16 protein-coding genes, 3 pseudogenes and 1 riboswitch are annotated in these 25,382 nt (G+C 69.0%); of the genes and pseudogenes, 12 read left to right on the top strand and 7 right to left on the bottom strand.

The features are described 5' to 3' along the window. Positions 1–187 precede the first annotated feature (187 nt). Positions 188–769, top strand: a complete 582-nt coding sequence (locus OG698_RS44905) for a hypothetical protein (RefSeq protein ID WP_406111780.1) — start codon at positions 188–190, stop codon at positions 767–769. 36 nt (positions 770–805) lie between these two features. Here the strand turns inward: OG698_RS44905 and OG698_RS44900 are convergent. Beyond that, a pseudogene (locus OG698_RS44900) lies at positions 806–1,049 on the bottom strand (IS701 family transposase); the annotation flags it as partial. On the opposite strand from OG698_RS44900, the pseudogene OG698_RS44895 reads away from it, so the two are divergent. After that, a pseudogene (locus tag OG698_RS44895) lies at positions 1,048–1,374 on the top strand (alpha/beta hydrolase); the annotation flags it as partial. The pseudogenes OG698_RS44900 and OG698_RS44895 sit on opposite strands and share 2 nt — an antisense overlap. A 222-nt stretch (positions 1,375–1,596) precedes the next feature. Here OG698_RS44895 and OG698_RS44890 read toward each other — a convergent pair. Further along, positions 1,597–2,001: a nuclear transport factor 2 family protein gene (locus OG698_RS44890; RefSeq protein ID WP_406109958.1), complete on the bottom strand. Its 405-nt coding sequence runs from the start codon at positions 1,999–2,001 to the stop codon at positions 1,597–1,599. 151 nt (positions 2,002–2,152) lie between these two features. Next, positions 2,153–2,902 (bottom strand): hypothetical protein, encoded by a 750-nt coding sequence (locus tag OG698_RS44885; RefSeq protein WP_406109956.1) that lies wholly within the window; start codon positions 2,900–2,902, stop codon positions 2,153–2,155. A 1,770-nt stretch (positions 2,903–4,672) separates the two neighbouring features. After that, positions 4,673–4,867, top strand: a riboswitch (cyclic di-AMP (ydaO/yuaA leader). A gap of 4 nt (positions 4,868–4,871) precedes the next feature. Between OG698_RS44885 and OG698_RS44880 the strand changes: the two genes are divergently transcribed. The 4 genes and pseudogenes from OG698_RS44880 (at position 4,872) to OG698_RS44865 (ending at position 9,257) form a co-directional block, all read left to right on the top strand. Further along, positions 4,872–5,624, top strand: coding sequence for a transglycosylase SLT domain-containing protein (locus tag OG698_RS44880; protein ID WP_406109954.1), 753 nt, complete (start codon positions 4,872–4,874; stop codon positions 5,622–5,624). Between the two features lie 58 nt (positions 5,625–5,682). Beyond that, positions 5,683–5,841 (top strand): hypothetical protein, encoded by a 159-nt coding sequence (locus OG698_RS44875; protein ID WP_406109952.1) that lies wholly within the window; start codon positions 5,683–5,685, stop codon positions 5,839–5,841. Positions 5,842–6,043: 202 nt separating this feature from the next. Further along, positions 6,044–7,507, top strand: a pseudogene (locus OG698_RS44870) (glycoside hydrolase family 43 protein); the annotation flags it as partial. A gap of 25 nt (positions 7,508–7,532) precedes the next feature. Continuing rightward, the gene (locus OG698_RS44865) at positions 7,533–9,257 is read left to right on the top strand and encodes a cellulase family glycosylhydrolase (RefSeq protein WP_406109950.1); all 1,725 of its coding nucleotides are present in this window, start codon (positions 7,533–7,535) and stop codon (positions 9,255–9,257) included. A 19-nt stretch (positions 9,258–9,276) separates the two neighbouring features. Here the strand turns inward: OG698_RS44865 and yicI are convergent, their stop codons facing one another. Further along, the gene (yicI, locus tag OG698_RS44860) at positions 9,277–11,502 is read right to left on the bottom strand and encodes an alpha-xylosidase (protein ID WP_406109948.1); all 2,226 of its coding nucleotides are present in this window, start codon (positions 11,500–11,502) and stop codon (positions 9,277–9,279) included. After that, positions 11,499–14,321, bottom strand: coding sequence for a glycoside hydrolase family 3 C-terminal domain-containing protein (locus OG698_RS44855; RefSeq protein WP_406109946.1), 2,823 nt, complete (start codon positions 14,319–14,321; stop codon positions 11,499–11,501). Before OG698_RS44855 ends, yicI begins: the two co-directional genes overlap by 4 nt. A gap of 210 nt (positions 14,322–14,531) precedes the next feature. Here OG698_RS44855 and OG698_RS44850 point away from each other — a divergent pair, with 210 nt between their 5' ends. The 6 genes from OG698_RS44850 to OG698_RS44825 are packed head-to-tail and all read left to right on the top strand — an operon-like array spanning position 14,532 to position 23,128. Continuing rightward, positions 14,532–16,208, top strand: coding sequence for an extracellular solute-binding protein (locus tag OG698_RS44850; protein WP_406109944.1), 1,677 nt, complete (start codon positions 14,532–14,534; stop codon positions 16,206–16,208). Then, positions 16,208–17,245 (top strand): ABC transporter permease, encoded by a 1,038-nt coding sequence (locus OG698_RS44845; RefSeq protein WP_406109942.1) that lies wholly within the window; start codon positions 16,208–16,210, stop codon positions 17,243–17,245. Before OG698_RS44850 ends, OG698_RS44845 begins: the two co-directional genes overlap by 1 nt. Continuing rightward, positions 17,242–18,168, top strand: a complete 927-nt coding sequence (locus tag OG698_RS44840; RefSeq protein ID WP_406109940.1) for a carbohydrate ABC transporter permease — start codon at positions 17,242–17,244, stop codon at positions 18,166–18,168. Before OG698_RS44845 ends, OG698_RS44840 begins: the two co-directional genes overlap by 4 nt. Further along, on the top strand, positions 18,165–20,162 hold the full coding sequence (locus OG698_RS44835; RefSeq protein WP_406109938.1) for a beta-galactosidase: 1,998 nt from the start codon (positions 18,165–18,167) through the stop codon (positions 20,160–20,162). Before OG698_RS44840 ends, OG698_RS44835 begins: the two co-directional genes overlap by 4 nt. Continuing rightward, positions 20,152–22,359: a glycosyl hydrolase family 95 catalytic domain-containing protein gene (locus OG698_RS44830; RefSeq protein ID WP_406109936.1), complete on the top strand. Its 2,208-nt coding sequence runs from the start codon at positions 20,152–20,154 to the stop codon at positions 22,357–22,359. The genes OG698_RS44835 and OG698_RS44830 overlap by 11 nt, the downstream gene beginning before the upstream one ends. 49 nt (positions 22,360–22,408) lie before the next feature. Next, positions 22,409–23,128: a GH12 family glycosyl hydrolase domain-containing protein gene (locus OG698_RS44825; protein WP_406109934.1), complete on the top strand. Its 720-nt coding sequence runs from the start codon at positions 22,409–22,411 to the stop codon at positions 23,126–23,128. A gap of 25 nt (positions 23,129–23,153) precedes the next feature. Here the strand turns inward: OG698_RS44825 and OG698_RS44820 are convergent, their stop codons facing one another. Both OG698_RS44820 and OG698_RS44815 read right to left on the bottom strand, forming a co-directional pair. After that, positions 23,154–24,170 carry a LacI family DNA-binding transcriptional regulator gene (locus OG698_RS44820; RefSeq protein ID WP_406109932.1) on the bottom strand — a complete coding sequence of 339 codons (1,017 nt, stop codon included), beginning with the start codon at positions 24,168–24,170 and terminating at the stop codon, positions 23,154–23,156. 334 nt (positions 24,171–24,504) lie between these two features. After that, positions 24,505–25,380, bottom strand: a complete 876-nt coding sequence (locus tag OG698_RS44815; RefSeq protein WP_406109930.1) for a family 16 glycosylhydrolase — start codon at positions 25,378–25,380, stop codon at positions 24,505–24,507. Between the last annotated feature and the right edge of the window lie 2 nt (positions 25,381–25,382).

Here is a 25,382-nt window from a genome sequence, read left to right as displayed (position 1 = left end):
CGCTTGGACCGGGATTCTGGCGCCATGTCAGAAAACTCCGAGTAATGCACCAAACTCAGGGATTCCACTCGATCGGCAGCCTGATGTCACACCTTGAGCCGTCCTGAAATGACAGTCGATGAGCCGATTATTACGTTCGTTGCATGTCGGCTGTCCAGCTGGCGTCTCCGAGACAGGGAGGATTGACATGCCCACGCGATTGTTCGCCGTATCCGCCGCCATGGTAGGCGCAGCGGTCCTTGCCACCGCCGGCATCACCTATGCCGCGCAATCCGAATCGACCCAGGCCGCCCCTCCGGCCAAACAAGCCGCACCTCCGGCCAAGCAGGCTGCCCCGCCCGTCAAGCAGGCTGCCCCGCCCGCCAAGCAGGCCGCCCCCGCGACGGCTCCCCTCGGTACCGACAGCGCTGACGGCAGGGGTGACGAGGGTCGTGGCCACGAGGGCCGTGACCGTGGCTACGGCGGCAGGAAGGAGGGACGAATCCACTTCAACGAACGGACGTACTCCGCCCGCACGGAGGGCTGCATCCCCGCTGCCAGTGGGCTGGGCTCAAGCAGTTTCAGCATCGACAACGACAGCGACGCGACCGTTGAGGTCTACCGCGGGTTCAACTGCGACAACGGTGCGCCGGTGGCCACGGTCGGCCCCTACGGCGCCACTTATGGTGTCGCGCCCCGGACCGGCCATGGGAGCGGCCAGGGAGGCGTCTTCGTCGAGGACGCGGTCGTGGGCAGTTTCCGGGTGATCTGCGACCACGACGAGTGGTGACACCACCATCCCGAGCACGCGGCATCGCCGGCCCGTCGGAATCGGGCCGGCGATGCAGGTCGATGTGGGCCCAGTCGTAGAAGCGCTCCCCCTTTGCACCAGCCCCGGCGGACAGGTTCTGCCAGGCCCGCTTGGGTAGCTTGTCGGCAAGGGCGTCTGCGCGGAACTTCCCTGCCTGGGTGGTGCCTTCGTGGGTGCGGGCCACCGCGAGGACGTAGCCAGTACCGCGTTCCTCCATGGTGGTGCGCAGCTTCGGATTGCCGCCGTGGACCACGTCGCCGGTCCCGGAATGGCGGACCATCCTGAACGCCCTCCTTTCGCTGCCCGAGATCGGCGGCCGGGTCGGGGACTCGGGGATGGCCGTCATCGGCATTCGGCTGGCGGTGGTCGAGCCGCGCATCTCAGCCGCCGGTCTCTTCGCCGGGAGTTACGTGCGTCGCGCCCAGCGCGAGGAGGTCCATCAGGTCACCATTCCGGTGCGGTTCCTGCTGCAGTGGGATGACGAAGGCAACGACCGGCAACTGGCCCTGGACTTGTTCGATGCTTTCGGCACCAAGGAGAAGACGCTGCACGCCAATCTGGGCGGGGACGCTGGTACCCCGTGATTCGAGGTGGACGAGGGGGACCGGTTCTTCGCCCGGCACCTGATGTGGGGCCGGGCCGTCAGGCCGCAGCAGGCAGTAGGCGGCTCACGCCGGTGTTCGGCCGGCAACGCCGGGTCGACTGGCGAGGTCACCGGCCTCTTCTCACAGAGCAGCGCGTCCGTGAGTGCGTGCGATGCGACGTTCGAGGCCTGAGGTCAGAAGCTGAGCGAGCCCGCCTGGCGATCAGTCGTCGAAGTAGGCCTTGGCGACGGCGTAGCTGTCCTCGTAGAGGTGGTAGCGGGTGATCCGTCCGTCCCGGACTGTGGTGTGCAGGGCGAACGCGGTGTCGATGTCCCGGCCCGTCTTCTTGACCTCGGAGACCATGCGTCCGATGAGCACTACATCCTCGCCCTCGGCGATGACCTGGCGGAGGTCGAACTCCTTGGCCTGCACATGGGTCTGCAGCAGCTCGAAGAACCTCCGCATGCCCTCCGCCGAGTCGACCTCCGGTACCCAGGGAATGCCTGGCGGGTGCGGGATGGAGAACGACACCGAGTCGGCGAACAGCGCCGCCGCCTCCGCGCTCTTCCCCTCGGCGAGCAGCGGGAACAAGCGTTGCACAGCCTGCGCCGGTGACTCTGCTGTCATGCATGTCGACGTTACAGGTTGCGTCGGCGGCAGGCGCGTGATCGAGGGGCGGCCTCGGAGAGGCCGCCCCTGGCAAGCCATCGGCCCGAGGTCGATCCAGCAGCCGCGACATCGCCCCAAGGGCCGACACCAAAGCCCTGCCGCAGGCGTGCTAACCCGCGCTGCCGCGGGTCACGTGCACACCTGCGCCGACCGTGGTCACCTGGGTGCTGCCGTAGCCGGCGCACTCTCCGTATTCCTTGACCCACTTGGTCGAACCGGACAGGGATCCGGAGGACGGTCCGCCGAACGTGACGTCGTACCGCGGCTGTTGGTCGCAGCTCGGAACGTTGTAATACTCGATGAAGCCCGCCTGGGAGGCCTTCAGGTTGCCGGAGCCGGCGGGCAACTTGTAGGTGCCGACGGGGATCTGCTGACCGTTGTTGGTGTCGACGACGGTGCCCGACCAGGTGTCCGTGCCGACCCGGGCGATCTCGACGCGGAAGGTGTGGCCGTACACGGCGTCGAAGTCCACTCCGCAGCTGACGCCGGCGCCGCCGTCAGCCCCGTCCGAACAGTTGGCGTGGGTGCTTGTCGTGCCGCTGATGAAGGAGGAGAACACCCCACGCAGGCGCTGGTGCCCGTTCGCATCCGGCCGTGGCTGCAGTCCTGCGTACCCGATGTCGCTCTGTCCGGTGAACCCGTACTGCATCGCGAAGTAGGTCCCGGACACATGGGCGGTGCCGGTGTTCACGGTGATCGGGAAGTTGAGGGATGTCAGTCCCTCGCTGGGAGCCCCGCTTACCGTCCACGACAGTAGTTCGTTCCCGCCGAAGGTCTGCGCTTGTGCGCCAGGTGCCGCGATGAACGGGACGAGTGCGGCGAGGGCTGCTACCGCAATGCGTGTCAACGCTCGTTTCATCTGATGCTCCTCAAGGGGGTGTTGGAGGTGAGCGGGGTGGTGAACGTCTGGGCACCGCCTACTCGCATGAGTGCTGCAGGCGGTAACGACTGCGCCGCGGTGTCCGCGACACGGCTGAGGTGGCTCTGTCGCCCCAACTCCTGGGCCGTCGCCCACTCCTTTTCCCGCTTCTACGCGCATTCCGGGCACCGGTGCCCCAGTGCCGAGTTCTCTCCCATCGACGTGGAGCGAGGGGAAGGCCACCACCGAGCACAAATCGCCATGCACCTGACAAGGTCAATTCCCGCGCAGCGTGCTGCTACGTGCCCCCGAAGGGGCATTGCAGCGACAGCTGCCGCACCAGCAGGCACATTCTTCGTTCGTCAAAACCCTGCAGCCCAATTGCCTGCGGAAGACTATGGCGCCCCACCCGAGGAGTGTCAATACATGCTCGCAACCGTGCGACTCCAAGCAGAATCAATCATTGCGGCGGCCACAGGCAGTCCACCGCCTGACAGTTGGGCCCCGCACGTCGATCAGCCGGGAGTTGAAGGTGATCGGCACAGGCGGCTCAGGGAGTAGAGAAGCCCCTCCCCTTCTTGCTCTCGTACGGGAGCCCGGGGAGCGCGCGCCCCTCACCGCGAGCGGCAGGCAGACGCGCGTGCGGCGCGAATGTCCGCACTGTGCCCGCCCCGGCCAGGGCGACCGGCCTCACCCGCCCGGCCAGTACCTACGCTCGATGTGAGCCTTCAGGCCATCCGCATAGAAGTAGGCCGGCCGAAGGTCGCCCTTGGCGTGGCGTTCGGCCTGGTCGTCGAAGTGCGGTGAGTCGGGGTGTCCGCTCCTCTGTCTGCACCCGCGCCGCAACTCCGACGTTGCCGTCATGTTCCATGCGCCCGAGTAACTGCCCCTATTCCTGCGCTTCTTCGCGGCGGACCATCGGTTCGAGTTCGACCCGGCGCAGGCGCGTGCGGAGTTCCCGTTCCTCGCCGCGTCGACCACTGAGGCCCGGGATTGAACAGGCCTACCACGCAGAGAGATAGCTGCCCGGAAAACCGTAGTCGGCAGAGGATTTCAGCAGCCTCCTCCCGACCCAAGCCGAAACCTTCACTGGCATACCAGCGACGATCGGCAACTGAATCCCCATCACATGGAGACCGCCTTCTGAGCTCACTCACATCCTGAGCCGGCAAAATCTCCCAGTACAACATCGGAGCCTCATCTACCCGCCCCCGGGTATCCCGCGAGCCCAGCAGGTCGGCGGGAAGTGCACTCCGATGATCGAGTCCGCCGACCTCACCTCAGTCGATCCCTCAGCCGGACCGCACAAGACCACGTTCAGGCACCATCCGATCGACACCCGCGCATGAACTCTGCAGCTGGGACGCCCGTCGGTCCGCGCGACCGGGCCGGCATTGATGGCGATACGCCCCCTCTGGCACCCAAAGCGGCATGGCGCTATGTCCATCTTTGGGCTAAAAAATACCCTTTCGCATAATTAACGATATACAGGGAGATCTGCCTGTATCGCGAGCGTTCATGCGAAATTTCGCACTCCGATATGACATCGACCGTCATCCCAACCCGCATCCTATTCAGTGAACCATGTCACACGGACGGACGCGGGCCCCGAACTCCGCTGAGCCCACTTCCCTTGCGCCCAAAGAAGATTGGGCTTTTCGATCAAAGAGAGCGGCGGGTTCTGATCACCAGAGTCAGGGCTCTCACATTCCACTATCGGAATTCTGGTCTTGTTCTGTCCGTGCTTTCTCGCCTAATGTCACCGTCAATCCGGATGGAACGCCGAATCCTGCCGCTGTCCGGAATCCCTCCCACCCACTCGGTTACGCACGGCAGGAGCGGGGGACCCAGGTAAGCCGCCGATCTGGTTTCCGGAACGGCTCGGGGTGAAGTCGCATTCGCAGTGCGACCGGACATCTCCCGTCCGAACCCGACAGCTCACCTCGCAGGCGACGGAGAGGAACTCGTCATGCCCTCAAAGGGAAAGCACCGCCGCCCCAAGTCCATCTCGCTCACCCGGGGAATCGCCGCCGCAGGCACGGGCGCGGCTGTGCTCGTTCTTCCGGTGCTCGGCGCGACCAGCGCCGGCGCAGCGCAGGCCGCCCCGGCCGCAAAGAGCGCCGCGGTCCCCACGACGTACGTCGTCGCCGCAGGCGACACCCTCGCCAAGATCGCCCGAGAGCACTCTCTGAGCGGCGGCTGGAAGAAGCTGTACCAGGACAACCGAGCCACCGTCGGTGACAACCCGGGGCTGATCCACCCCGGTGTCAAGCTCACGCTCGGCAAGAAGAGCCCGGCCAAGCCCGCACAGAAGCCGGCAGCCACCAGGGCGTCCGCCGAGCGGGCTGACCGCTCCGAGGTCCGGACCACGCTCGCCGCTGCCCCGGCGAAGAAGTCCTACACCAACGACCTCGACGGCTGGATCAAGGAGTCGCTCGACATAATGGCCAAGCACAACATTCCCGGCTCCTACGAGGGCATCCACCGCAACATCATGCGCGAGTCCTCCGGCAACCCGCTGGCCATCAACAACTGGGACTCCAACGCTGTCGCAGGAACCCCGTCCAAGGGGCTCCTGCAGGTCATCGACCCCACGTTCACCGCGTACCACGTGCCCGGCACGTCGATGGACAGCTACGACCCGGTCGCCAACATCACCGCCGCCTGCAACTACGCGGCCGACAAGTACGGCTCGATCGACAACGTGAACGGCGCGTACTGACAGCCGGTTCCACAATGAGGCTCGCACTCGTCACAGGCAGACCAGGCTTGCGCCGTGCGTGCCCTACAAGCAGGACCTCCTGGTAGAGGTCGCGGCGGCGTGCCGGACGGTGACGGACTGGCACCCGCGGCGTCGCGTGGATCCGGCGGCTGCGCAGTTGCGCTCCAAGGGCTTCCCCCAGCTCAGCACGGAGGACGCCGCGGTCCACTCCGCCTGAACGGAAGCCCGACGACTGCCAGTTGAAGCGCATCGATGATGCCATGGCCCTGAAGTCCCGTAAGTATGACGGGACTTCAGGGCCCTTTGCTGTTCTGTCCAACCCCTTGCGCGCCATCACCCCCATGCATATCCTCCCCGCGGATCGAAGCGCTTCGACACCATGGAGAGAGACAGCATGGCAGACCCACGCCCGGTCATCCCACCCGGACCCCAGCGTCTGCCGCGTCGGCGACGACTACTACCTCGCGTGCTCGAGCTTCGAGTACGTCCCCGGGGTGCCGCTCTTCCACAGTCGCGACCTGGTGCACTGGCGACAGATCGGCAACGTCCTCGACCGGCCCGGCCAGTTGCGGCTGCCCTGGGACACACCCTCCTCCGCCGGGATCTACGCGCCGACCCTGCGCCACCACGACGGCCGCTTCTGGCTGGTCGTCACCAATGTGAGCTTGGGCGGCGGCAATCTGCTCGTCTCCGCGACCGACCCGGCGGGCCCCTGGTCGGACCCGGTCCCGCTGCCCGGCGTCCCCGGCATCGACCCGGATCTCGCCTGGGACGAGGACGGCGCGTGCTGGGTCACGGTCGCCGGGATCTCCCAGGTCCGAATCGACCCGTACACCGGCGAGACGTTCGGCAAGCCGCGCCGGCTGTGGTCCGGCACGCCCGGCGCCAAGGCCCCGGAGGCGCCGCACCTGTACCACGTGGGCGACCACTGGTACCTGCTGATCTCCGAGGGCGGCACGGAGCGCGGGCATGCCGTCTCCGTGGCCCGCGGACCCGCACCCACCGGCCCCTTCGAACCTTGCCCGGCCAATCCTGTCCTGACCCACCGCAGCACCGACGAACCCGTCCAGAACACCGGCCACGCCGACCTGGTCCAAGCGCCCGACGGCACGTGGTGGATGGTGTTCCTCGGGGTGCGGCCGCGCGGCGGCACCCCCGGCTGGCACGTGCTCGGCCGCGAGACGTTCCTCGCGCCGGTCACCTGGGAGGACGGCTGGCCGGTCGTCGGCCCGCCGGCGACGGCCGGGCCCGCGCCCGCCTCCGCCGAACCCTTCACGGACGACTTCGACGACGCCGATCTGCAGCCCTCCTGGATCTCGCTCCGCCACCGCTCCCCGCGGCACTGCACCACGAAGGAACGGCCGGGCCGGCTGACGCTCCACGCCCTCGGGGTCGGTCCCGACGCCGCCGACGTCACCTTCGTCGGCCACCGGCAGCAGCACCTCTCCTGCCGCGTCCGTGCCCACCTCGACCCGGCGGACGGCACCGGCGGCCTTGCGGTCCGGCTCGACGAGCGGCACCACTACGAGATCGAGGCCGACGTCGCCGAAGTACGGGTGATCGCCCGCGTCGGACCGCTGCGCACCGTGGTGGCCTCCACGTCCCGGGCGACGGCCGGCGGCCCGCTCGTGCTCGGCGTCGACGTGACCCCCACGGACAGCCCGCGCGACGCGCGCACCGGCCCCGACACGCTCGCGTTCGGCGTCGAGGATCCGCACGGCACGTTCACCGCACTCGCGGCCCTCGACGGCCGCTATCTGTCGACCGAGGTGGCCGGCGGGTTCACCGGCCGCGTCATCGGCCTGTACGCCGCGACCGGCACCGCCCACTTCGATTGGTTTCGCTACGAGCCGGTGAACTCGACCGCTGACCGGAACCACTGAACTCAGCCGCTGAAAGGGACCCCGCATGAGACAAGCACGGAGCTGCAGACGCCGCGTCGAATGGGTGGCGGGCCTCTTGCTGGCCTTACTCGCCACCGTCGGCGCCTCCCGGACCGGGGCCGTGGCGGCCGCCCGCCCCGCTCCTGCCGCGACCGCTTCCGCCATGGACTCCGTCGCCGCCATGCAGCCCAGTTGGAACCTCGGCAACACCCTCGACGCCATCCCCGATGAGACGTCCTGGGGCAACCCGCCGGTCACCAAGGCGCTCTTCGACACCGTCAAGAGCCAGGGGTTCCGCAGCGTGCGCATCCCCGTCACCTGGGGCAACCACCAGTCGGCACAGGCGCCTTACACGATCGACGCCGCGTTCCTGAGCCGGGTTCGGCAGGTGGTCGACTGGGCGCAGGCGGACGGTCTGCGCGTCGTGCTGAACGTGCACCACGACTCCTGGCAGTGGATCAACAAGATGGCCACCGACCACGACCAGGTGCTCGCCCGCTACAGCGCGACCTGGCAGCAGATCGCCACCACGTTCAAGGACGAACCGCGCACGCTGCTCTTCGAGAGCATCAACGAACCGGCCTTCGACAACGCCGACGACGCCCGGAAGATGGAGCTGGTCGACGAGCTCAACACCTCGTTCCACAGCATCGTGCGCACGTCGGGCGGTGCGAACGCGCAGCGCCTCCTCGTCCTGCCCACCGTCGGCGCCACCCCGGACCAGACCCTCATGGACGACCTGGCAGCCACCATCGACGGGCTCGACGACCCCGACTTGGTCGCGACGGTCCACTACTACAGCTTCTGGCCGTTCAGCGTGAACATCGCCGGCTACACCCGCTTCGACGCCACCGTCCAGCAGGACATGACCGACGCCTTCGCGCGGATGCACGACACGTTCGTCGCCAAGGGCATTCCGGTGTACCTCGGCGAGTACGGGCTCCTGAGCTACCCGGACTACACGCATCAGGACTACGTCGAGCGCGGCGAGGCCCTGAAGTACTTCGAGGAGCTCGGTCACACAGCCCGCGTCAACGGCGTCTCCACCGCGCTGTGGGACCCTTTCTCGCTGCTGAACCGCGACACGCTGCGGTGGCGCGACCCCGCCCTCTTCGCTCTCGTCAAGTCGAGCTGGACGACGCGCTCGGGTACCGCTTCGTCCGACAAGGTGTACGTCCGCAAGGCCGATCCGGTCACGGACCGGTCGCTCACCCTGAACCTCAACGGCACGTCGTTCAGGGGGCTTTGGCTGGGCGGCACGAAGCTGGCCCAGGGCGTCGACTACACCGTGTCCGGTGACCGGCTCACGCTGACGGCGGCCGCTCTGACGCGGCTGACGGGGGACCGCGCGTACGGGGTGAACGCGACGCTTCAGGCCCGGTTCTCGTCCGGGGTGCCGTGGCGGATCGACGTGACGACGTATGACCCGCCACTCCTCACGGACGCGGCGGGGACGACCGGCTCCTTCGCGGCCCCGGCCCAGTTCCGGGGCGACTCCTTGGCGACCATGGAGGCCGAGTACGCCGACGGCACCGACGCGGGTCCGGCCGACTGGACTTCGTACCAGCAGTTCGGCACCGCGTTCGCCCCGGACTACGACGGCGGCACGCTCAGGCTCACCGCCGACTTCCTGAACTCCCTCAAGGACGGTGTGCCGGTGACTCTCACCTTCCATTTCTGGAGCGGCGCCACCGTCACGTACCAGGTGACGCGGTCGGGAGACACGGTGACCGGCACCGCCGTCTCCTGACCAAGCACGCCCGGACGGGCTACAACTCCCTTACCTCGTACGGAAGTTCTGTGCCCGTCACCTCCACCGTGACCGCCCCGTCGACGGCGTACCGGCGCACCCGGTACGCGGCGGCGGGGCTCCCGTCGTGGTCCGGCACCGTCACGGTCACGTCTCGCGCGCCCGGCGCGACGAGCAGGGTGACGCCGTCGGCCCAGTCGCCGTCGGGGCGCCGGTCGTCCGCGCCGAGCGGGACGACCGCACCGGGACGGACGAAAAGCGGCAGGCTGTCGAAGCCGTGGGTCTCGCGCAGCCAGCGCCCGCCCTCGACCCGCTCCCCCGTCAGCAGCCGCGTCCACGTGCCCTCGGGCAGATAGAACTCGACGTCGCCGTCCGCCGAGAACACCGGCGCGACGAGCAGGTCGGGGCCGAGCATGTACTGGCGGTCCAGGACCCGGCACGTGGGGTCGTCCGGGAAGTCGAGGAGCATCGGACGCATCACGGGGACGCCGGTGCGGTGCGCCTCGACCGCCGCCCCGTACAGGTACGGCATGAAGCGGTGCTTGAGACGCGTGAACTTCCGTGCCACGTCCACCGCTTCCTCGCCGAATGCCCACGGCACGCGGTACGAGACATTGCCGTGCAGGCGGCTGTGCGAGGAGAGCAGCCCGAAGGCGAGCCAGCGCTTGAAGACGGCCGGGTCGGGGGTGCCCTCGAAGCCGCCGATGTCGTGCGACCAGAAGCCGAAGCCCGACAGCGACAGGGAGAGGCCGCCACGCAGCGACTCCGCCATCGCCGTGAACGAGGCGAAGCAGTCACCGCCCCAGTGCACCGGGAACTGCTGGCCGCCGGCCGTCGCCGAGCGGGCGAAGACAACCGCCTCTCCGCTGCCGCGCTCCTTCTCCAGAAGCTCGAAGACGGTGCGGTTGTAGAGGTGCGCGTAGTAGTTGTGCATGCGCTCGGGGTCGGAGCCGTCGTGCCAGACGACATCGGTCGGAACGCGCTCGCCGAAGTCCGTCTTGAAGCTGTCGACGCCCATGTCGAGCAGGCCGCGCAGCTTGCCCGCGTACCAGTCGCGCGCGCCCGGGTTGGTGAAGTCGACGAGCGCCATGCCGGGCTGCCACAGGTCCCACTGCCAGACGTCGCCGTTCGGCTTGCGGACCAGATGGCCGAGCGCCAGTCCCTCGTCGAAGAGTGGGGACTTCTGGGCGATGTACGGGTTGATCCACATGCTGATGCGCAGGCCGCGCGCCTTGAGGCGGCGCAGCATGCCGACCGGGTCGGGGAAGACGTCCGGGTCCCAGGTGAAGTCGGACCACTGGTACTCGCGCATCCAGAAGCAGTCGAAGTGGAAGACGGTGAGCGGGATGTCGCGCTCGGCCATGCCGTCGACGAACGACGTGACCGTCTCCTCGTCGTACTCGGTGCAGAAGGAGGTGGTGAGCCACAGGCCGAACGACCAGGCGGGCGGGAGGGCGGGGCGGCCGGTGAGCGCGGTGTAGCGGCGCAGCACGTCTTTCGGGGTCGGGCCCGCGACGACGTAGAACTCGATCGATTGGTCCTCGACGCTGAACTGGAGCTGGCCGACGGACTCCGTGCCGATCTCGTAGCCGACCTTCCCGGGATGGTTGACGAGGACGCCGTAGCCGCGTGAGGAGAGGTGGAAGGGGACGTTCTTGTAGGCCTGTTCGCTGCTGGTGCCGCCGTCGGCCTGCCAGATGTCCACCGTCTGGCCGTTCTTGACGAACGGGGTGAAGCGTTCGCCGAGGCCGTAGATGTGCTCTCCGACGCCGAGCGCGAGCTGGGCGACCATGTGGTGTGCGCCGTCGGGGGTGGTGGCGAAGGCGGTGCCCTTGTGTTCAACAGCCGTCAGTTGGCGCCCTGTTGAGGAGTCGAGGAATTCCAGGCCCCACTCCCCTGCCGTGTCCAGTCGGACGGTGAGCGGGCCCGTCTTCAGCTCGGTGACCGTGCCCTCGCGGGTCACCTGCGCGCCGGCGCCGCCTTCGGAGGGCAGCAGCTCGAAGTCGGGGCCCCGGTGCCGCTTGCCCGCGTGGTGGGTGAAGCGGACGCCGATGACGCCGTCGGCGGGGGCGAAGCAGTCGATGGTGATCAGAGGTTGGTTGAGGGTGTCGCCGCGGTCGCGGACGTGCCGGACGGCGGCGTACGCGGTGAACCGGTCGTCGGCGGCCAGGATCTGGCGGACCTCGGTGGCGTACGCGGCGTGGACCCCTTCGCGCATCAGCCAGAAACCGTCGGTGAACTTCATACGGTGGTCCCCCGTTTGATGAAGGTGAGCCGGGCCAGACGGACCTCGCCGCCGAGCCGCACGCGCAGGTCACGTACGCCGCGGGCGGTGAAATCGGCGTCCACTGTGACGTAGTTGTACGGGCCACCGGTTGCCGGGACGGTGACCGTGCCGCCGTCCCCGATCGCGACGGTGCCCGCGCCCGCGACCGTCAAGCGCACTGCGCCGACTCCGTCGGTGCCCAGGTCGCAAGCCTTGTAGAGGAGTTCGGCATCGGGCCCGGTCGCGGTGACGGCGTCGCCGGACGTCTTCGTGCGGTCGACGATCGCCGTGCCGCGCTGTTCGTCGTACGCCGCCGCGTCCAGGCCGTCGACGAGCACCGGCCGGGGCACGGGCTCGTCGCCGTCTAGGGTCAGGCGCGTGGTGAGGCGGATGTCCTCGCTGGCGGCGCCGACGAGCAGTTCGTACGTGCCCGAGGTGACGCTCCAGCGGCCGCGGGCGACGTCCCAGTGGCCGAGGTCGGCGACAGGCACGGAGAAGGTGACGCGTTCCGACGCCCCCGAGGCGAGGGCGATGCGGGGGTGCGCGAGGAGCTGGCGGCGCGGGCGCGGCACAGACGTGTCGAGCGGGCGGACGTACAGCTGCGGGACTTCGTCGGACGGGGTGGTGCCGGTGTTGGTGACGGTGAAGGTGCACTCGAGTGTGTCCGCGCGGCGGTGCACGAAGAGTCCGTCGTAGTCGAACGAGGCGTAGGACAGGCCGTGTCCGAAGGGGTAGAGCGGTGTGCCCTCGAAGTAGAGGTAGGTCTGGCGGGAGCCGATGACGTCGTAGTCGAGCAGGTCCGGCAGGTCGCTGTCGCCGGCGTACCAGGTCTGCGGGAGGCGTCCGGCGGGGCTGACGTCGCCCGCGAGGACCCGGGCGAGGGCACGGCCCGCGGCCTGTCCGCCATGGGCGGTCCACAGCAGGGCGGGGAGTTCGGTGTCCGCGTCGGGCACGGCGTAGGGGTAAGCGCCGATCAAGACCAGGGCGGTGTTCGGGTTGGCGGCGCGGGCCGCTCTCCACAGCCGGTCCTGGTGGTCGGGGAGGGCGAGCGTCGTGCGGTCCTCGGTCTCGCGGCCGTTGATGTGCGGGTCGTTGCCCGCGACGACGATCACCACGTCGGCGTCGGCGGCTGCCCGCGCCACGGCGTCCGCGCCGCGCTCCACGTACTCCACCTCAAAAGCCGTGCCCTGCTCGGCAACCTTCACGCCGTCGGCGGCGACAGAGACGTATCGGCCCGTGCCCGTGTGCCTCAGGAGGTGAGCGTTTCCGTGCCGTTCCAGGGTGTACGTCTCCTGGACGACCCAGCCGCCGGGCTGCTCGGCGGACGCCCGCACGAAGCCGTCCTCGGCGACGGACAGGTAGCGGCCGTCGGGTGCGCGCAGGGTGAGGACGCCGTTCCCCCAGTCGACGAGGGCGAGTTCGGTACCCGATTCGGTGACGGTGGTGAGCGGCGCGAGGTCGGTGCGGCCGGCGAGGAGCGCGGGGTCGAGGGCGCCCTCGGCGCCGCGCACGCTCGCGTCGGCGTCGCTCTCGGGCACGTACAGCCATCCGGCGTCGCACCGCAGCCGTACCCGGTCCACACCCTCCGCGAAGGTGACGTGCTCGGTGCCGAACCGCTCGCGGAGGCCGTCGAGCGGGGTGGAGCGGTGGATGAGGGTGCCGCTGTACCAGTCCGTCTTGCACTCGTCGGCGAGCAGGCCGACCAGGGCGATGCGGGTGGTGTCGGGCAGTGGCAGCAGGCCGTCGTTCTTGAGCAGCACGACTGCCTGCTCGGCGGCCTCTTGCGCGAGGGCGCGGTGTTCCTCCGTGTCGAAGGCCCCGGCGCCTTCGAAGGGGTCGTGGTCCTCGAACTCGCCCAGGCGCAGCCGCACATCGAGCTGCCGGCGCACGGCGGTGTCGATGTCCGACTCGGAGATCAGGCCCTGGTCGAGGGCGCGGCGGATCCGTCCGGTGATCGTCGAGGAGTCGGTGCCGTGGTCGGTGAAGCTGTCGACGCCCGCGACGAGGGCGGCGGCGGTGGCCTCCTCGTGAGTGTCGAAGTAGTGCTCGGAGTCGACGAGGTTGCTGGGCGCGCCCGCGTCCGAGCACACGAGGAGTTCCTGGCCGGTCCAGGTCCGCAACTGCTCGCGCAGATAAGGCGATACGTGGTTGGGCCGGCCATTGACCAGGTTGTAGGCGGGCATGACGCCGGCGACGGCGCCCGCCTCGACGGGGGCGCGGAAGGCCTTGAGGTCGTACTCGTGCAGGACGCGGGGGCGGACGGAGGAGTTCGACGTGTCCCTGAGCGTCTCGTTGTTGTGGGCGAGCCAGTGCTTGAGGACGGGGGCGGTGCGCCAGTACGTGGGGTGGGTGCCGCGCAGGCCGCGCGTGTAGGCGGTGGCGATGGCGGCGGTGAGGTGCGGGTCCTCGGAGTAGCCCTCCTCGTTCCGGCCCCACAGCGGGTGGCGGAGGAGGTTGACCGTGGGCGCCCAGACATTGAGGCCGATCCGGTCGTCGCGCTCGCGCATCGCGCGCACCTCGGTGGAGACGGCGTCGCCGATCCGCCGCACCAGGTCGTCGTTCCAGGTCGCGCCGAGCCCGACGGACTGCGGGAACACGGTGGCCGGGCCCATCCACGCGACGCCGTGCAGTGCCTCCTGCCCGGTGCGGAACGCGGCGAGGCCGGCCCGCTCCACACCCGGCGTGAACTGGTGCAGCAGCGCGATGCGTTCGTCGAGCGTGAGCCGGGACAGCAGGTCGTCGACGCGCTTGTCCGTGGGTGGTGCCCCGTCCGGGTGGAGCGGGAGTCTTTCGGTCACGTGCGGGTCCCTTGGCGGAAGAGGTCAGTGAATCTTCGAAGCGCTTCGATGCTCCGCAGTCAGGTTGGCAGGTGTCAAGTGGCCGACAGGGAAAGTACGTTCAGGAATTCTGTGCCCCGCTCTTGTGACCGTGGAAGCGCTCCCTTAACCTCGCTGCAACATCGAAGCGCTTCGACAAATGCGCGACGCGTTCCCCGAAGGGTTACCGCAATGACGCCGAACTCGCCCTCCGCCTCCGCTCCCAGCCGGAGAAGTTTCCTCGCCTCCACCGCCGTGGCCGCCGCAGCGGTGGCCGGCGGGATGCCGCTGCTCGCCGCCTGCGGCGGGTCGGAGAACAAGGACCGGGAAGGCACGACCTCCGGGAAGGCCGCCGACAAGTTGCTGCCGACTTTCGTCGCCAGCAAGTTCGCCAGGCCCGACGTGCCGTCGAAGAACGGCTCGGCTTCCGGCTACACCGGGAAGGTGGCCCTGTCGGCGCTGGCCACCTCGGCGCCGGACAAGCTCGGCACCGGCTCGCCCATCAAGATCATGTCTCCGCTCTGGGGCACGGCTCCGAAGGGCGACTGCGCCTACTACAAGGCGGTCGACACGGGGGCGGGCACAAAGGTCACCTGGCAGAACCAGGACGGCACCACCTACGGCGAGAAGCTCGGCGCCGTCCTCGCGAGCAGCTCCATACCCGACATGGTGGTGGTGCCGAGCTGGGAGCTGACCGGCAAGATCCCGAACGCGGTCGCGGCGAAGTTCATGGACCTCGGCCCCTACCTGGCGGGCGACAAGGTCAAGAAGTACCCGAATCTCGCCGCGATCCCCTCGGACTCCTGGCGCATGAGCATCTTCGGAGGCGACCTGCGGGGCATCCCGATGCCGTCCGCCAGGGCGACCTTCATCGTGCCCTACTACCGCAAGGACCTCTTCGACAAGAAGGGCTACGACGTCCCCACGTCGCCCGATGAGTTCACCAGTTGGGCCAAGGACGCCACGAGCGCCAAGTCCAAGGTCTACGCCTGCGGCGACATGTCCTGGACCGCCTTCAACATCTTCGGCGTCCGCGCCTCGGGTCCGCTCGGCTGGAACATCGGGGACGACGGCAAGCTGACGTACCGCATCGAGCAGCCCGAATACCTGGAAGCGCTGGAGTGGACCCGCAAGCTGTTCGACGCGGGCGTCGTGCACCCCGATGACAAGGCCCGCACGGGCGACGCCGGCCAGCGCTTCACCGCAGGCCAGATCCTCGTCTACAACAACGACATCTCCCACTGGTACGTGAAGAGCGCCGAACAGGCCAAGGCCAACCCGGACTTCGTCTGCGAGGCCATCGACATCTTCGGTGCCGACGGCGGCGACCCGACGCTGTACGCGAGCCAGCCCGCCACCATCTGGTCGTTCGTCCGCAAGGGCGCCTCCAAGGCCACGGTCGAGAACGCTCTGGCCGCCGCCAACTTCGCGGCGGCGCCCTACGGCACGAAGGAGCGGATGCTCGTCGACTACGGCGTCGAGGGCACCCACTACACGGTCGAGGACGGCCTGCCCGTCAAGACGGACCAGGGCAACCAGGAGGCCATCAACGCCTGGGTGATGCTAGCCGCCCCCGCCCCCTACCTGGCCCACCCCGACCTCCCCGACGTCACCCGCAAGCAGGTGGAGTGGGAGCAGCGGATGGGCGCGTTCACGAAGAAGACCTCCACGTACGGCATGAACATCGTCGAACCGTCCCGCTACGCGAACCTGGCCTCGCCGTTCGAGCAGCTGGAGATCGACTACGTGCGCGGCAACAAGAAGCTGTCCGACCTGCAGCAGGCCATCTCCACCTGGAAGTCCGGCGGCGGCGAGAAGCTGCGCGACTGGTACAAGAAGCTCATCGAAAAGAACGGCAGCGGCAACTGATGTCTCTCACGGCCGGGAGCAGGCCCGACGGGACACGTCCCGCGGCGCCCGTCGAGGAACCGGCGGCCGCCCTCGCCGCGAAGGCGGTTCCCGAGAAGCGCGCGGCCGGCAAGGTCCCGTGGCGGGTCCGGCTGCGCCGCGACCGCGCGCTCATCCTGATGACGCTGCCCGCCATCGGACTGCTCCTGCTCTTCAACTACGTACCGCTGCTCGGCAACGTGGTCGCCTTCCAGGACTACGACCCCTACGCCTCCAGCAACGGCATCACCGCGATCTTCCACAGCCCCTGGGTCGGCATCGAGCAGTTCTCCCGCATGCTCGACGACCCCGAGTTCTGGACCGCGGTGAAGAACACCATCGTGCTGTTCCTGCTCCAACTGGTGCTGTTCTTCCCGATCCCCATCGCCCTCGCGCTGCTCATCAACAGCGTGATCCGGCCCCGGGTGCGGGCCGTGGCGCAGGCGATCATGTATCTGCCGCACTTCTTCTCGTGGGTCCTCGTCGTCACCGTCTTCCAGCAGATCTTCGGTGGCGCGGGCATCATCGCGCAGACCATGGAGCAGCACGGCTGGGGCGGCTTCGACCTGATGACGAACGCGTCCCTGTTCAAGTTCCTGGTGACCGCGCAGTCCGTGTGGAAGGACGCGGGCTGGGGGATCATCGTGTTCCTCGCCGCGCTCGCCGCCGTCTCCACCGACCTGTACGAGGCCGCCGCCATGGACGGCGCGGGGCGCCGGCGCCGAATGTGGCACGTGACGCTGCCCGCGCTGCGCCCGGTGATCGCGCTTCTCCTGGTCCTGCGGGTGGGCGACGCGCTCTCCGTCGGCTTCGAGCAGTTCCTGCTCCAGCGCGACGCGGTCGGCCGCGGGGCCAGCGAGGTCCTCGACACCTACGTGTGGAACGTCGGTATCCAGTTCGGCGATTTCAGTTACGCGGCCGCGGTCGGGCTGATCAAGGGGGTCATCGGCATCTGTCTGGTGCTCGGTGCGAACAAGTTCGCTCATCTGCTCGGTGAGCAGGGGGTGTACCGGAAATGAGCCTCAACACGCAGCTGATCCGCAGCTTGCAGGCCCCGCCTCGCCCCGCGTGGCAAGAGGCGCCGAGCAGGACCGGGCTCACCATGAAAGGCGGCTTCCTCGCTCTGTGCTGCCTCGCGGTGCTCGCCCCCCTGTGGATCGTGATCGTCACCAGCCTCTCCCCGAAGCCCGTGATCGACCGCGCCGGCGGTCTCGTCGTCGTCCCCGAGGGCATCACCTTCGTCAACTACACGGAGCTGCTCGGCGGCGGGCAGGTGAGCCGGGCCCTCATGGTGTCGTTCGGCGTCACCCTCGTCGGCACCCTGTTCTCGATGACGGTCTCCGTCCTCGCGGCCTACGGTCTGTCGCGGCCGGGGAGTCTCGGGCACCGGGTCATCCTCATGATCCTGATGGCGACCATGTTCTTCGGAGCGGGACTCATCCCGACGTATCTGCTGGTGCAGTCGCTCGGCCTCACGGACACCTATCTGTCGCTGATCCTGCCGAGTGCCGTCAGCGTCTTCAACATCCTGGTCCTGCGCGGGTTCTTCATGGGGATCTCCCCCGAACTCTCCGAGTCCGCCCGCATCGACGGAGCGAGCGACCTGTGCATCCTGCTCACCATCATCATGCCGCTGTCACGGGCCGTGCTCGCCGTGATCTCCCTGTTCTACGCGGTGGGGTACTGGAGCGCCTGGTTCAACGCCTCCATCTACCTCACCGACCAGCAGATGATGCCACTGCAGAACGTCCTCATCCAGCTGGTCCAGAAACACACCGAGGCACCGACCGGCCTGCAGCAAGCGGTCCGCACAGGTGAACTCTCCGCGCTCGGACTGCAGATGGCCGTCATGGTGCTCGCCCTGATCCCGGTCGCCATCGCCTCGCCGTTCGTCCAGCGCCACTTCAAGAAGGGCATGCTCACGGGGGCGGTGAAGGGGTGACCATCGCACACGACGGCCGCCTGCTGTACGGCGGCGACTACAACCCCGAGCAGTGGCCCGAGGAGGTGTGGGCCGACGACGTCCGGCTGATGAAGGAGGCCGGTGTCACCTCGGTGACGCTCGGCGTCTTCTCCTGGGCGAAGCTCGAACCTACGCCGGGGGCAAGGGAGTTCGGCTGGCTGGACCGGCTGATGGACCTGATGCACGCGCACGGCATCGGTGTCGTCCTGGCGACGCCGACCGCGTCACCGCCGCCGTGGCTGGGGCGGCTGCACCCGGAGACGCTGCCGCGCGACGAGAACGGGCAGACCGTGTGGTGGGGCTCACGCCAGCAGTTCGCCCACTCCTCCAGCGCATACCGCCGCCATGCCGCCGCGATCACCGAGGACCTCGCGATCCGCTATGGCCACCACCCCGCCCTGCGGATGTGGCACATCAACAACGAGTACTGCACGTTCGACTACGGCGACGAGGCGGCGCACGCCTTCCGCGACTGGCTGCGCGCGAAGTACGGCACCCTCGACGCTCTCAACAAGGCCTGGGGCACGGCCTTTTGGAGTCAGCACCTGGAGACGTGGGCGGATGTGATCCCGCCGCGCCACGCCCAGTACCTGCACAATCCGACACAGGTCCTCGACTTCCGCCGCTTCACCTCGGACGCGCTGCTGGAGTGCTACACGGCCGAGCGAGACATCGTCCGACGGCACTCCCCCGCCGGCGTCCCTGTCACCACCAACTTCATGCCGTTCTGGATCGGCCAGGACGCGTGGGCGTGGGCGGAGCGGGAGGACGTGGTGTCGGTCGACGTGTACCCGGATCCGCGGGACCCGCTGGGCGGTCAGTACAACGCGATGATCGCCGATATGACGCGCAGCCAGGCACGCGGCCCCTGGATGGTGATGGAGCAGGCGGCGGGGCCGGTCAACTGGCGCGGCGTGAACCACCCCAAGCCGCGCGGCCTCAACCGGCTCTGGTCGCTGCAGACGGTGGCGCGCGGCGCCGACGCCGTCTGCTACTTCCAGTGGCGGCAGTCCCGGCAAGGCGCCGAGAAGTTCCACTCGGGGATGCTCGGCCACGCGGGCGAGGAGGGCCGTGCGTTCGCCGAGGTGAAGCAGATCGGCGCGGACCTGGCAGAGCTGGGACTGCGGGTACCGGGCACACGAATTGCCGCCGATGTCGCCGTGCTGCACGACTGGCACTCCTGGTGGGCCGACTGCCAGGACGGCAGGCCGTCGGCACACGTCGCGTACGAGGACGTGGTGCGGGCCTGGCACCGTGCCCTGTGGGAGGCACACCTCGCCACCGACTTCGCGCACCCCGAACACGACCTGTCCGCCTACAAGTTGGTGGTCGTGCCGCACCTCTACCTGCTCACGGACGCGGCGATCGAGAATCTCGTGGCCTATGTACGCGGCGGTGGCACGCTCGTGTCCGGGTTCTTCACCGGGGTCGCCGACGCGGACGACCGGGTGCGGCCCGGCGGCATGGACGCGCGGCTGCGCGCGCTGTTCGGGATCCGGACGGTGCACGAGTGGTGGCCGCTTGATCCCGACGAGACCGTGGACTGCGGGGAGTTCACCGGCACCCTGTGGTCGGAGGAGCTGACGGCCGAACCCGGCACCGAGGTCGGTGCCGTGTACCGCGGTGGCGAGCTCGACGGGCTGCCGGCCGTGCTGCGGCGCGACCGGGCCCGGTACCTGTCGACGCTTCCCGAACCCCCGGCGCTGCGCTCACTGCTCGAGGACGTGGCGGCCGAGGCGGGCGTACGGCCTCCGCTGTCCGGCCTCCCCGCAGGTGTGGAGGCCGTACGCCGCGGCGAGCTGCTGTTCCTACTGCACCATGGACGGGACGAGGTGACTGTCGCATTGCCGGACGACACGACGTACCGGGATCTGCTGACGGGCGCCGAGCACCACGGCTCGGTGACTCTGGGGCGGTTCGGTGTCGCGGTTCTCGCTTTCGGGACGACGAGGCGGGGGCACGGTGCCGGCTGACCATCCGCACGGCACCTGGGAGCGGGCGCCGGCCACGCGCTGGGAGGACGCCTTCCTCAGCGGCAACGGCACCCACGGCGCTCTTGTGTTCGGTGACCCGCACGACGACCGGGTGATCGTCACTCATCACGCGCTGGTCCGTCCGGACGGCGGCCCGCGTCCACGGCCGCCTGCGCTCGCCGCTCACCTCCCGTATATCCAGGAACAGTTGCTTGCCGGCGACGTCACGGCGGCCGAGCGGTTCACGGACGGCCGAGCGCTGCGCTGGGTGCAGGCGTTCCATCCGGCGTTCCAGGTGCGGTTCGTGCGGGACAGCGTGGTGTGGCGCGGCTACCGGCGCGCGGTCGCCTTCGCGACGGGGGTGGCCGAGGCGCAGTGCAGCGGGTGGCGCGGGCGGGTGTTCGTGTCGCGGGCCGACGATGTCGTCGTGCAGTACGTCACCGGGCCCGGGCTGGACGGCGACGTGTCCCTGGACCCCCGCCTCGCCGGTGTGCCTGGCGGGCTCGGGGTCGGCCACAGCGTCGTCCTGACGCCCCAGGGCGCCCAGTTGACACTCCGCTGCCGCTACCCGGACAGCGATCTGGCGTACACCGGGGTGACGGTCGCGCTGGCGCACGGCGGGCGGCGCTCGGTGGGCACCGCGGGGCTACGAATCGAGGGCGCCGATGGGCTGCTGCTGCTCACGCGGGTGCGGCGGCATCTCGGGGAGCTGGACGCGAGCGCCGAGGCGGCGGCGCTCGCCTCACTGGCGGCCCCGGACCTGGAGGAGACCTACGAGACCCTGCTCGCCCGGCACGAGGCCCCGCACCGCGCCGCTTATGAACGGGTCACGTTCACCCTCGACGCGCCACGCTCCGAACGCGGCCTGCCCGGCTCGGAGTTGCTCGAACGGATCGACAGCCCGGCCCTGCTGGAGCGGCTGTTCGCGGCGGGCCGCTACCACCTGCTGAGCGCGTCCGGCGCGCTGCCGCCGCGGCTCACCGGGCTGTGGACCGGCGAGTGGGGCACGGCCTGGTCGGGGGCGTTCACCACGGACGCCAACCTCAATCTCCAGACGGCGTCCGCGGCGGCCTGCGACCTGCCCGAGGTGACGCAGGCGCAAAGTGCCCTGATTCAAGGGCAGTTGGCTGACTGGCGGGACAACGCACGGGAGATCTTCGGGGCGCGGGGGATCGTCGCGCCCGCACACACCGACGGCGAGTCGGGGCACACGTACCACTTCCAGCGGGAGTGGCCGATGCACCTGTGGACGGCAGGCGCCGACTGGCTGCTCACCCCGCTCGTCGAGCAGGCCGAGACGGCCGGGGTGCGGCCCGCGTGGCTGGCCGCCGCCCTCAGCGAACTCGCCCTGTTCTACGAGGACTTCCTCACCCGCACAGGACCGGACGGCCGCCTCGTGGTCGTGCCGTCGTACTCGCCGGAGAACCGGCCCGCGAACGCGAGCTGGGGCACGCTCAACGCCACGATGGACATCGCGGCGGCCCGGCATGCCCTGCGCACCGCCGCCACCTGGCACCCGGGACCTGACGGCGACCGCTGGAACGCGCTCGCGGACCGGCTGCCCGACTACCGGGTCAACTCCGACGGCGCGCTTGCCGAATGGGCCTGGCCCGGCCTGGATGACTCCTACGACCACCGGCACCTCAGCCACCTCTACCCGGTGTGGCCGCACCACGACATCACCCCCTACGACACCCCGGAGCTGGCGAAGGCGGCGCACCGCGCGCTCGAACTGCGCGGCGCCGAGAACCACTCGGCACACGGCCATCTGCACCATGCCCTGATCGCGGCCCGACTGCGCGACCCTCACCGGGTGGCCGCGGCGCTGCGCCAGGTCCTGACCGGCGACTACTTCCACCACTCCCTGATGAGCTCGCACTACCCGGACCGCGACGTCTACAACGCCGACGCCGCGCACACCTTGCCGGCGCTGCTCACCGACGCGCTCGTGCAGTCCACGCCCGACCGCCTTGTGCTGTTGCCCGCGCTGCCGGCGGCCTGGCGGCGCGGCTCCGTGCGCGGCCTGCGCACCCGGTTCGGCGCCCGCGTCGACCTGACGTGGGCGGGCGGCGGCTGCACGGCCGTCGTACGCCCGGAGCATGACGCGCACATCGATCTCAAGACCCCGGCCGGTGGTGACGGGCCGCTGCGCCTGATCGCCGGCGAGGACCGCGAACTCACCATGAGTACGCGCTAGTTCCCCCCACCGGGGCCCACCGGGCTCCTCCGACCATGGAAGGGACACCATGGCACCCACCGCAAGACACTCCCTGCGCCGCCGCACGCTCCTCGGCTCCGTCCTCGCGGGCGGTGCACTGCTCGCCCTCGCCACCTCCCCCGCACAGGCGGCGATCTGGTCCTCCTCCGACCAGTGGGGCAACTACACCACCTCGGACGGCTACACCCTCTACAACAACATCTGGGGCTCGGGCGCGGGTGCACAGACGATCTGGGCCAACTCCTCGTCGAACTGGGGCGTTTGGGCGGACCACCCGAACACGGGCGGCATCAAGTCCTACCCGAACGCGAAGAAGGTCGTGAACAAGTCGATCAGTTCGCTGTCCTCCCTCACCAGCAGCTACAACGTGACGGTGCCGTCGTCGGGCGCGTACAACACGTCGTACGACATCTGGGACAGCGACTACGACTACGAGGTCATGCTCTGGGTCAACTACAACGGTGCCGTCGGGCCGCTCGGCACCTCGCAGGGCAACGTCACGCTCGGCGGGCACACCTGGACCGTCTACAAGGGCAACAACGGGGCCAACGAGGTCTACTCGTTCCTTCGCACCTCGGACTCGACGTCCGGCACGGTGAGCATCCTGCCGATCCTCAAGTGGATCAAGGACACCAAGGGCTGGTGGGGCGACGAGACCATCGGTGACGTGCAGTTCGGCTACGAGATCACGTTGTCGGCCGGCGGTCTGGACTTCACCACCAACAGCTTCAAGGTCTCCAGCAGCTGATCCCGCACGCAGCGGGACGCGCGGCTCAGGCTCCGGCGGGCGCCTGGGCCGCGCTCTCGCGCACCGTCAACTCCGGTGCCAGCAGCACGACTTCCTCGTCCGAGCCGCGCCCCTCGATCTTCGCGATGACCTGCTCCACGGCGCGCCGCCCCATCTCCTGCGCGGGCACCGCGACCGAGGTGAGCGGCACCGACGCATGCGCGGCGACCTGCTCGGGGCAGACAGCGACGACGGAGACGTCCTCGGGGACGGCACGGCCCGACTGGCGAAGCAGGGCGAGCAGCGGGTCCGTGGCCGCCTCGTTCTGTACGACGAACGCGGTCGTGCCGGGGCGCTCGTCGAAGACCCGCGACAACGTTGCCGAGACCGAGGCGTAGCTGCCCTCGCAGGGGCGGTGGAGCAGCCGCAGGCCCAGCTCGGCGCTGCGCTCCCGCAGGCCCGTCAGGGTCCGCTCGGCGAATCCGGTGTGCCGCTCGTACACGGCGGCGGCCTCGCCGATGACGGCGATCTCACGGTGCCCGAGGTCGGCGAGGTGCTCGGCGCACGCCGCTCCGGCGGCGGCGAAGTCGAGGTCCACACAATTCAGTCCGGCGGTGTCGGACGGCAGACCGATGAGGACGGCGGGCCGGTTCGCGGCACGCAGCAGCGGCAGCCTCTCGTCGTCCAGCTCGACGTCCATCACGATCATGGCGTCGGCGAGCGCGCTGCCTTCTATGCGGCGCACCGCCTCGGCGCCCTCCTCACCGGTGAGCAACAGGATGTCGTAGCCGTGGGTGCGGGCGGCGGTGGCGACGGCCATCGCGATCTCCATCATCACCGGCACGTACATGTCGGTGCGCAGCGGCACCATCAGGGCGATGATGTTCGACTTGCTGCTGGCCAGCGCCCGGGCTCCCGCGTTCGGGTGGTACCCCAGCTTGCGGACGCTGCTCTCGACGCGCTCGCGGGTGGCCGCGGAGATGGACCGCTTGCCGCTGAGGACGTAGCTCACGGTGCTGGCGGAGACTCCGGCGTGCCGGGCGACCTCTGCAAGCGTGACCATGTCGTTCTCCTGAGCCGTGACGAGGGGACGCCGAAGTGAAGCGCTTCGACAGGCACGGGTTGCCTGTGACCGTTCGACCTGTCGACCCTATGGGGATCGACGGCCGCCTGTCCATAAGCCTGTCGAAGCGCTTCGACTCGGTGGAGCCGCCCGAAGTCCTCCGCACAGGATAATGACCAGGTGGCGTGGCCGCGCAGGCGCGGGTCGGACCAGTTCGCCCAGCACCTCCCAGGTGCTCAACCGGGCGTCGTCACCGTCGAGTTCGGCGCCGGAGGCGAAGCTTCCTCCTTCGTGACCGAGTCGTCTTGACTCACTTTCGTCATCGGCTGAGTGACTACTGCCAGACGCGGATGTAGTCCACATACATGGTGGAGGTGTAGTCCAGCGGGGCGTCCGCAATGTTGCCCTGGGCGTACGGGATGACCTCGTGGGACGCGATGGGAAACTCTCGAACCTGGCTGATCAGGTTGGGGTCGGTGACGGTGCGGACCACGGTGCCGTCGTAGCTGAACGTCATCCGAGTGGATGTCCAGTCCAGGGTGACGGTGTGGTACCAGTTGGTGTCGTGCAGGCCGGGGGCGCTGACGTTGGTGCCGGACTGCTGGTGGTCGGCTCCGTATCCGTCCCAGTGGACGGTGACGCCGTACTGGTTGGCTGTGCTGAAGGTCTCCATGATGTCGATCTCGGCGCCGTCCCGCGCCGTGCCGTCCGCCACGCCGCCGGGGGTCACCCCATTGCTGGCCTGCAGCCACGCGGCGGCCAAGTGCCCCTGAGTCGGGGGGATGTGGATGCTGTACTCGATGGTGCCGAACGTGAAGTCGAACTGGCCCTGGCTGTCGATGCGGCCGCCGCCGTAGGTACCGTCGCCGACGTTGCTGATGTCGATGGCGAGCGCGCTGTTCGTCACCCGGACGTTGGAGGCCTTGTACCAGTAGTCGCCGCGGTCGACGTCGAGAATGTTCCACTTGTTGGTGTCCACGCCGGTGCCGGTGAACTCGTCGCTGAAGACGAGTGTCGACGCGGCCCGTGTTGCAGAGGGCCCGACACGTGGTTGCGCGTCGAGCGGGGTCGCCGGGTCGACGAGTGCTGGGCGGGCACTTGCGACGGCAGAGTCGGCGGCGTAGCCAAGGGTTCCCGGCAGTGCGGCGACGGCCCCGGCCGCGCCCACGGTGCGGATGAGGCTGCGGCGTGACATCCCGTTGTCTTTCATGC

It is taken from the genome of Streptomyces sp. NBC_01003 (assembly GCF_045162695.1).
GTDB lineage: Bacteria > Actinomycetota > Actinomycetes > Streptomycetales > Streptomycetaceae > Streptomyces.
This window is presented reverse-complemented; position numbering and strand designations above follow the sequence as displayed.

Excerpts from the sequence above, each read along its gene's own strand:
- OG698_RS44905 (WP_406111780.1), top strand. The coding sequence starts at position 188 with ATGCCCACGCGATTGTTCGCCGTATCCGCCGCCATGGTAGGCGCAGCG.
- OG698_RS44890 (WP_406109958.1), bottom strand. The coding sequence starts at position 2,001 with ATGACAGCAGAGTCACCGGCGCAGGCTGTGCAACGCTTGTTCCCGCTG.
- OG698_RS44885 (WP_406109956.1), bottom strand. The coding sequence starts at position 2,902 with ATGAAACGAGCGTTGACACGCATTGCGGTAGCAGCCCTCGCCGCACTC.
- OG698_RS44880 (WP_406109954.1), top strand. The coding sequence starts at position 4,872 with ATGCCCTCAAAGGGAAAGCACCGCCGCCCCAAGTCCATCTCGCTCACC.
- OG698_RS44865 (WP_406109950.1), top strand. The coding sequence starts at position 7,533 with ATGAGACAAGCACGGAGCTGCAGACGCCGCGTCGAATGGGTGGCGGGC.
- yicI (WP_406109948.1), bottom strand. The coding sequence starts at position 11,502 with ATGAAGTTCACCGACGGTTTCTGGCTGATGCGCGAAGGGGTCCACGCC.
- OG698_RS44850 (WP_406109944.1), top strand. The coding sequence starts at position 14,532 with ATGACGCCGAACTCGCCCTCCGCCTCCGCTCCCAGCCGGAGAAGTTTC.
- OG698_RS44845 (WP_406109942.1), top strand. The coding sequence starts at position 16,208 with ATGTCTCTCACGGCCGGGAGCAGGCCCGACGGGACACGTCCCGCGGCG.
- OG698_RS44840 (WP_406109940.1), top strand. The coding sequence starts at position 17,242 with ATGAGCCTCAACACGCAGCTGATCCGCAGCTTGCAGGCCCCGCCTCGC.
- OG698_RS44825 (WP_406109934.1), top strand. The coding sequence starts at position 22,409 with ATGGCACCCACCGCAAGACACTCCCTGCGCCGCCGCACGCTCCTCGGC.
- OG698_RS44820 (WP_406109932.1), bottom strand. The coding sequence starts at position 24,170 with ATGGTCACGCTTGCAGAGGTCGCCCGGCACGCCGGAGTCTCCGCCAGC.
- OG698_RS44815 (WP_406109930.1), bottom strand. The coding sequence starts at position 25,380 with ATGAAAGACAACGGGATGTCACGCCGCAGCCTCATCCGCACCGTGGGC.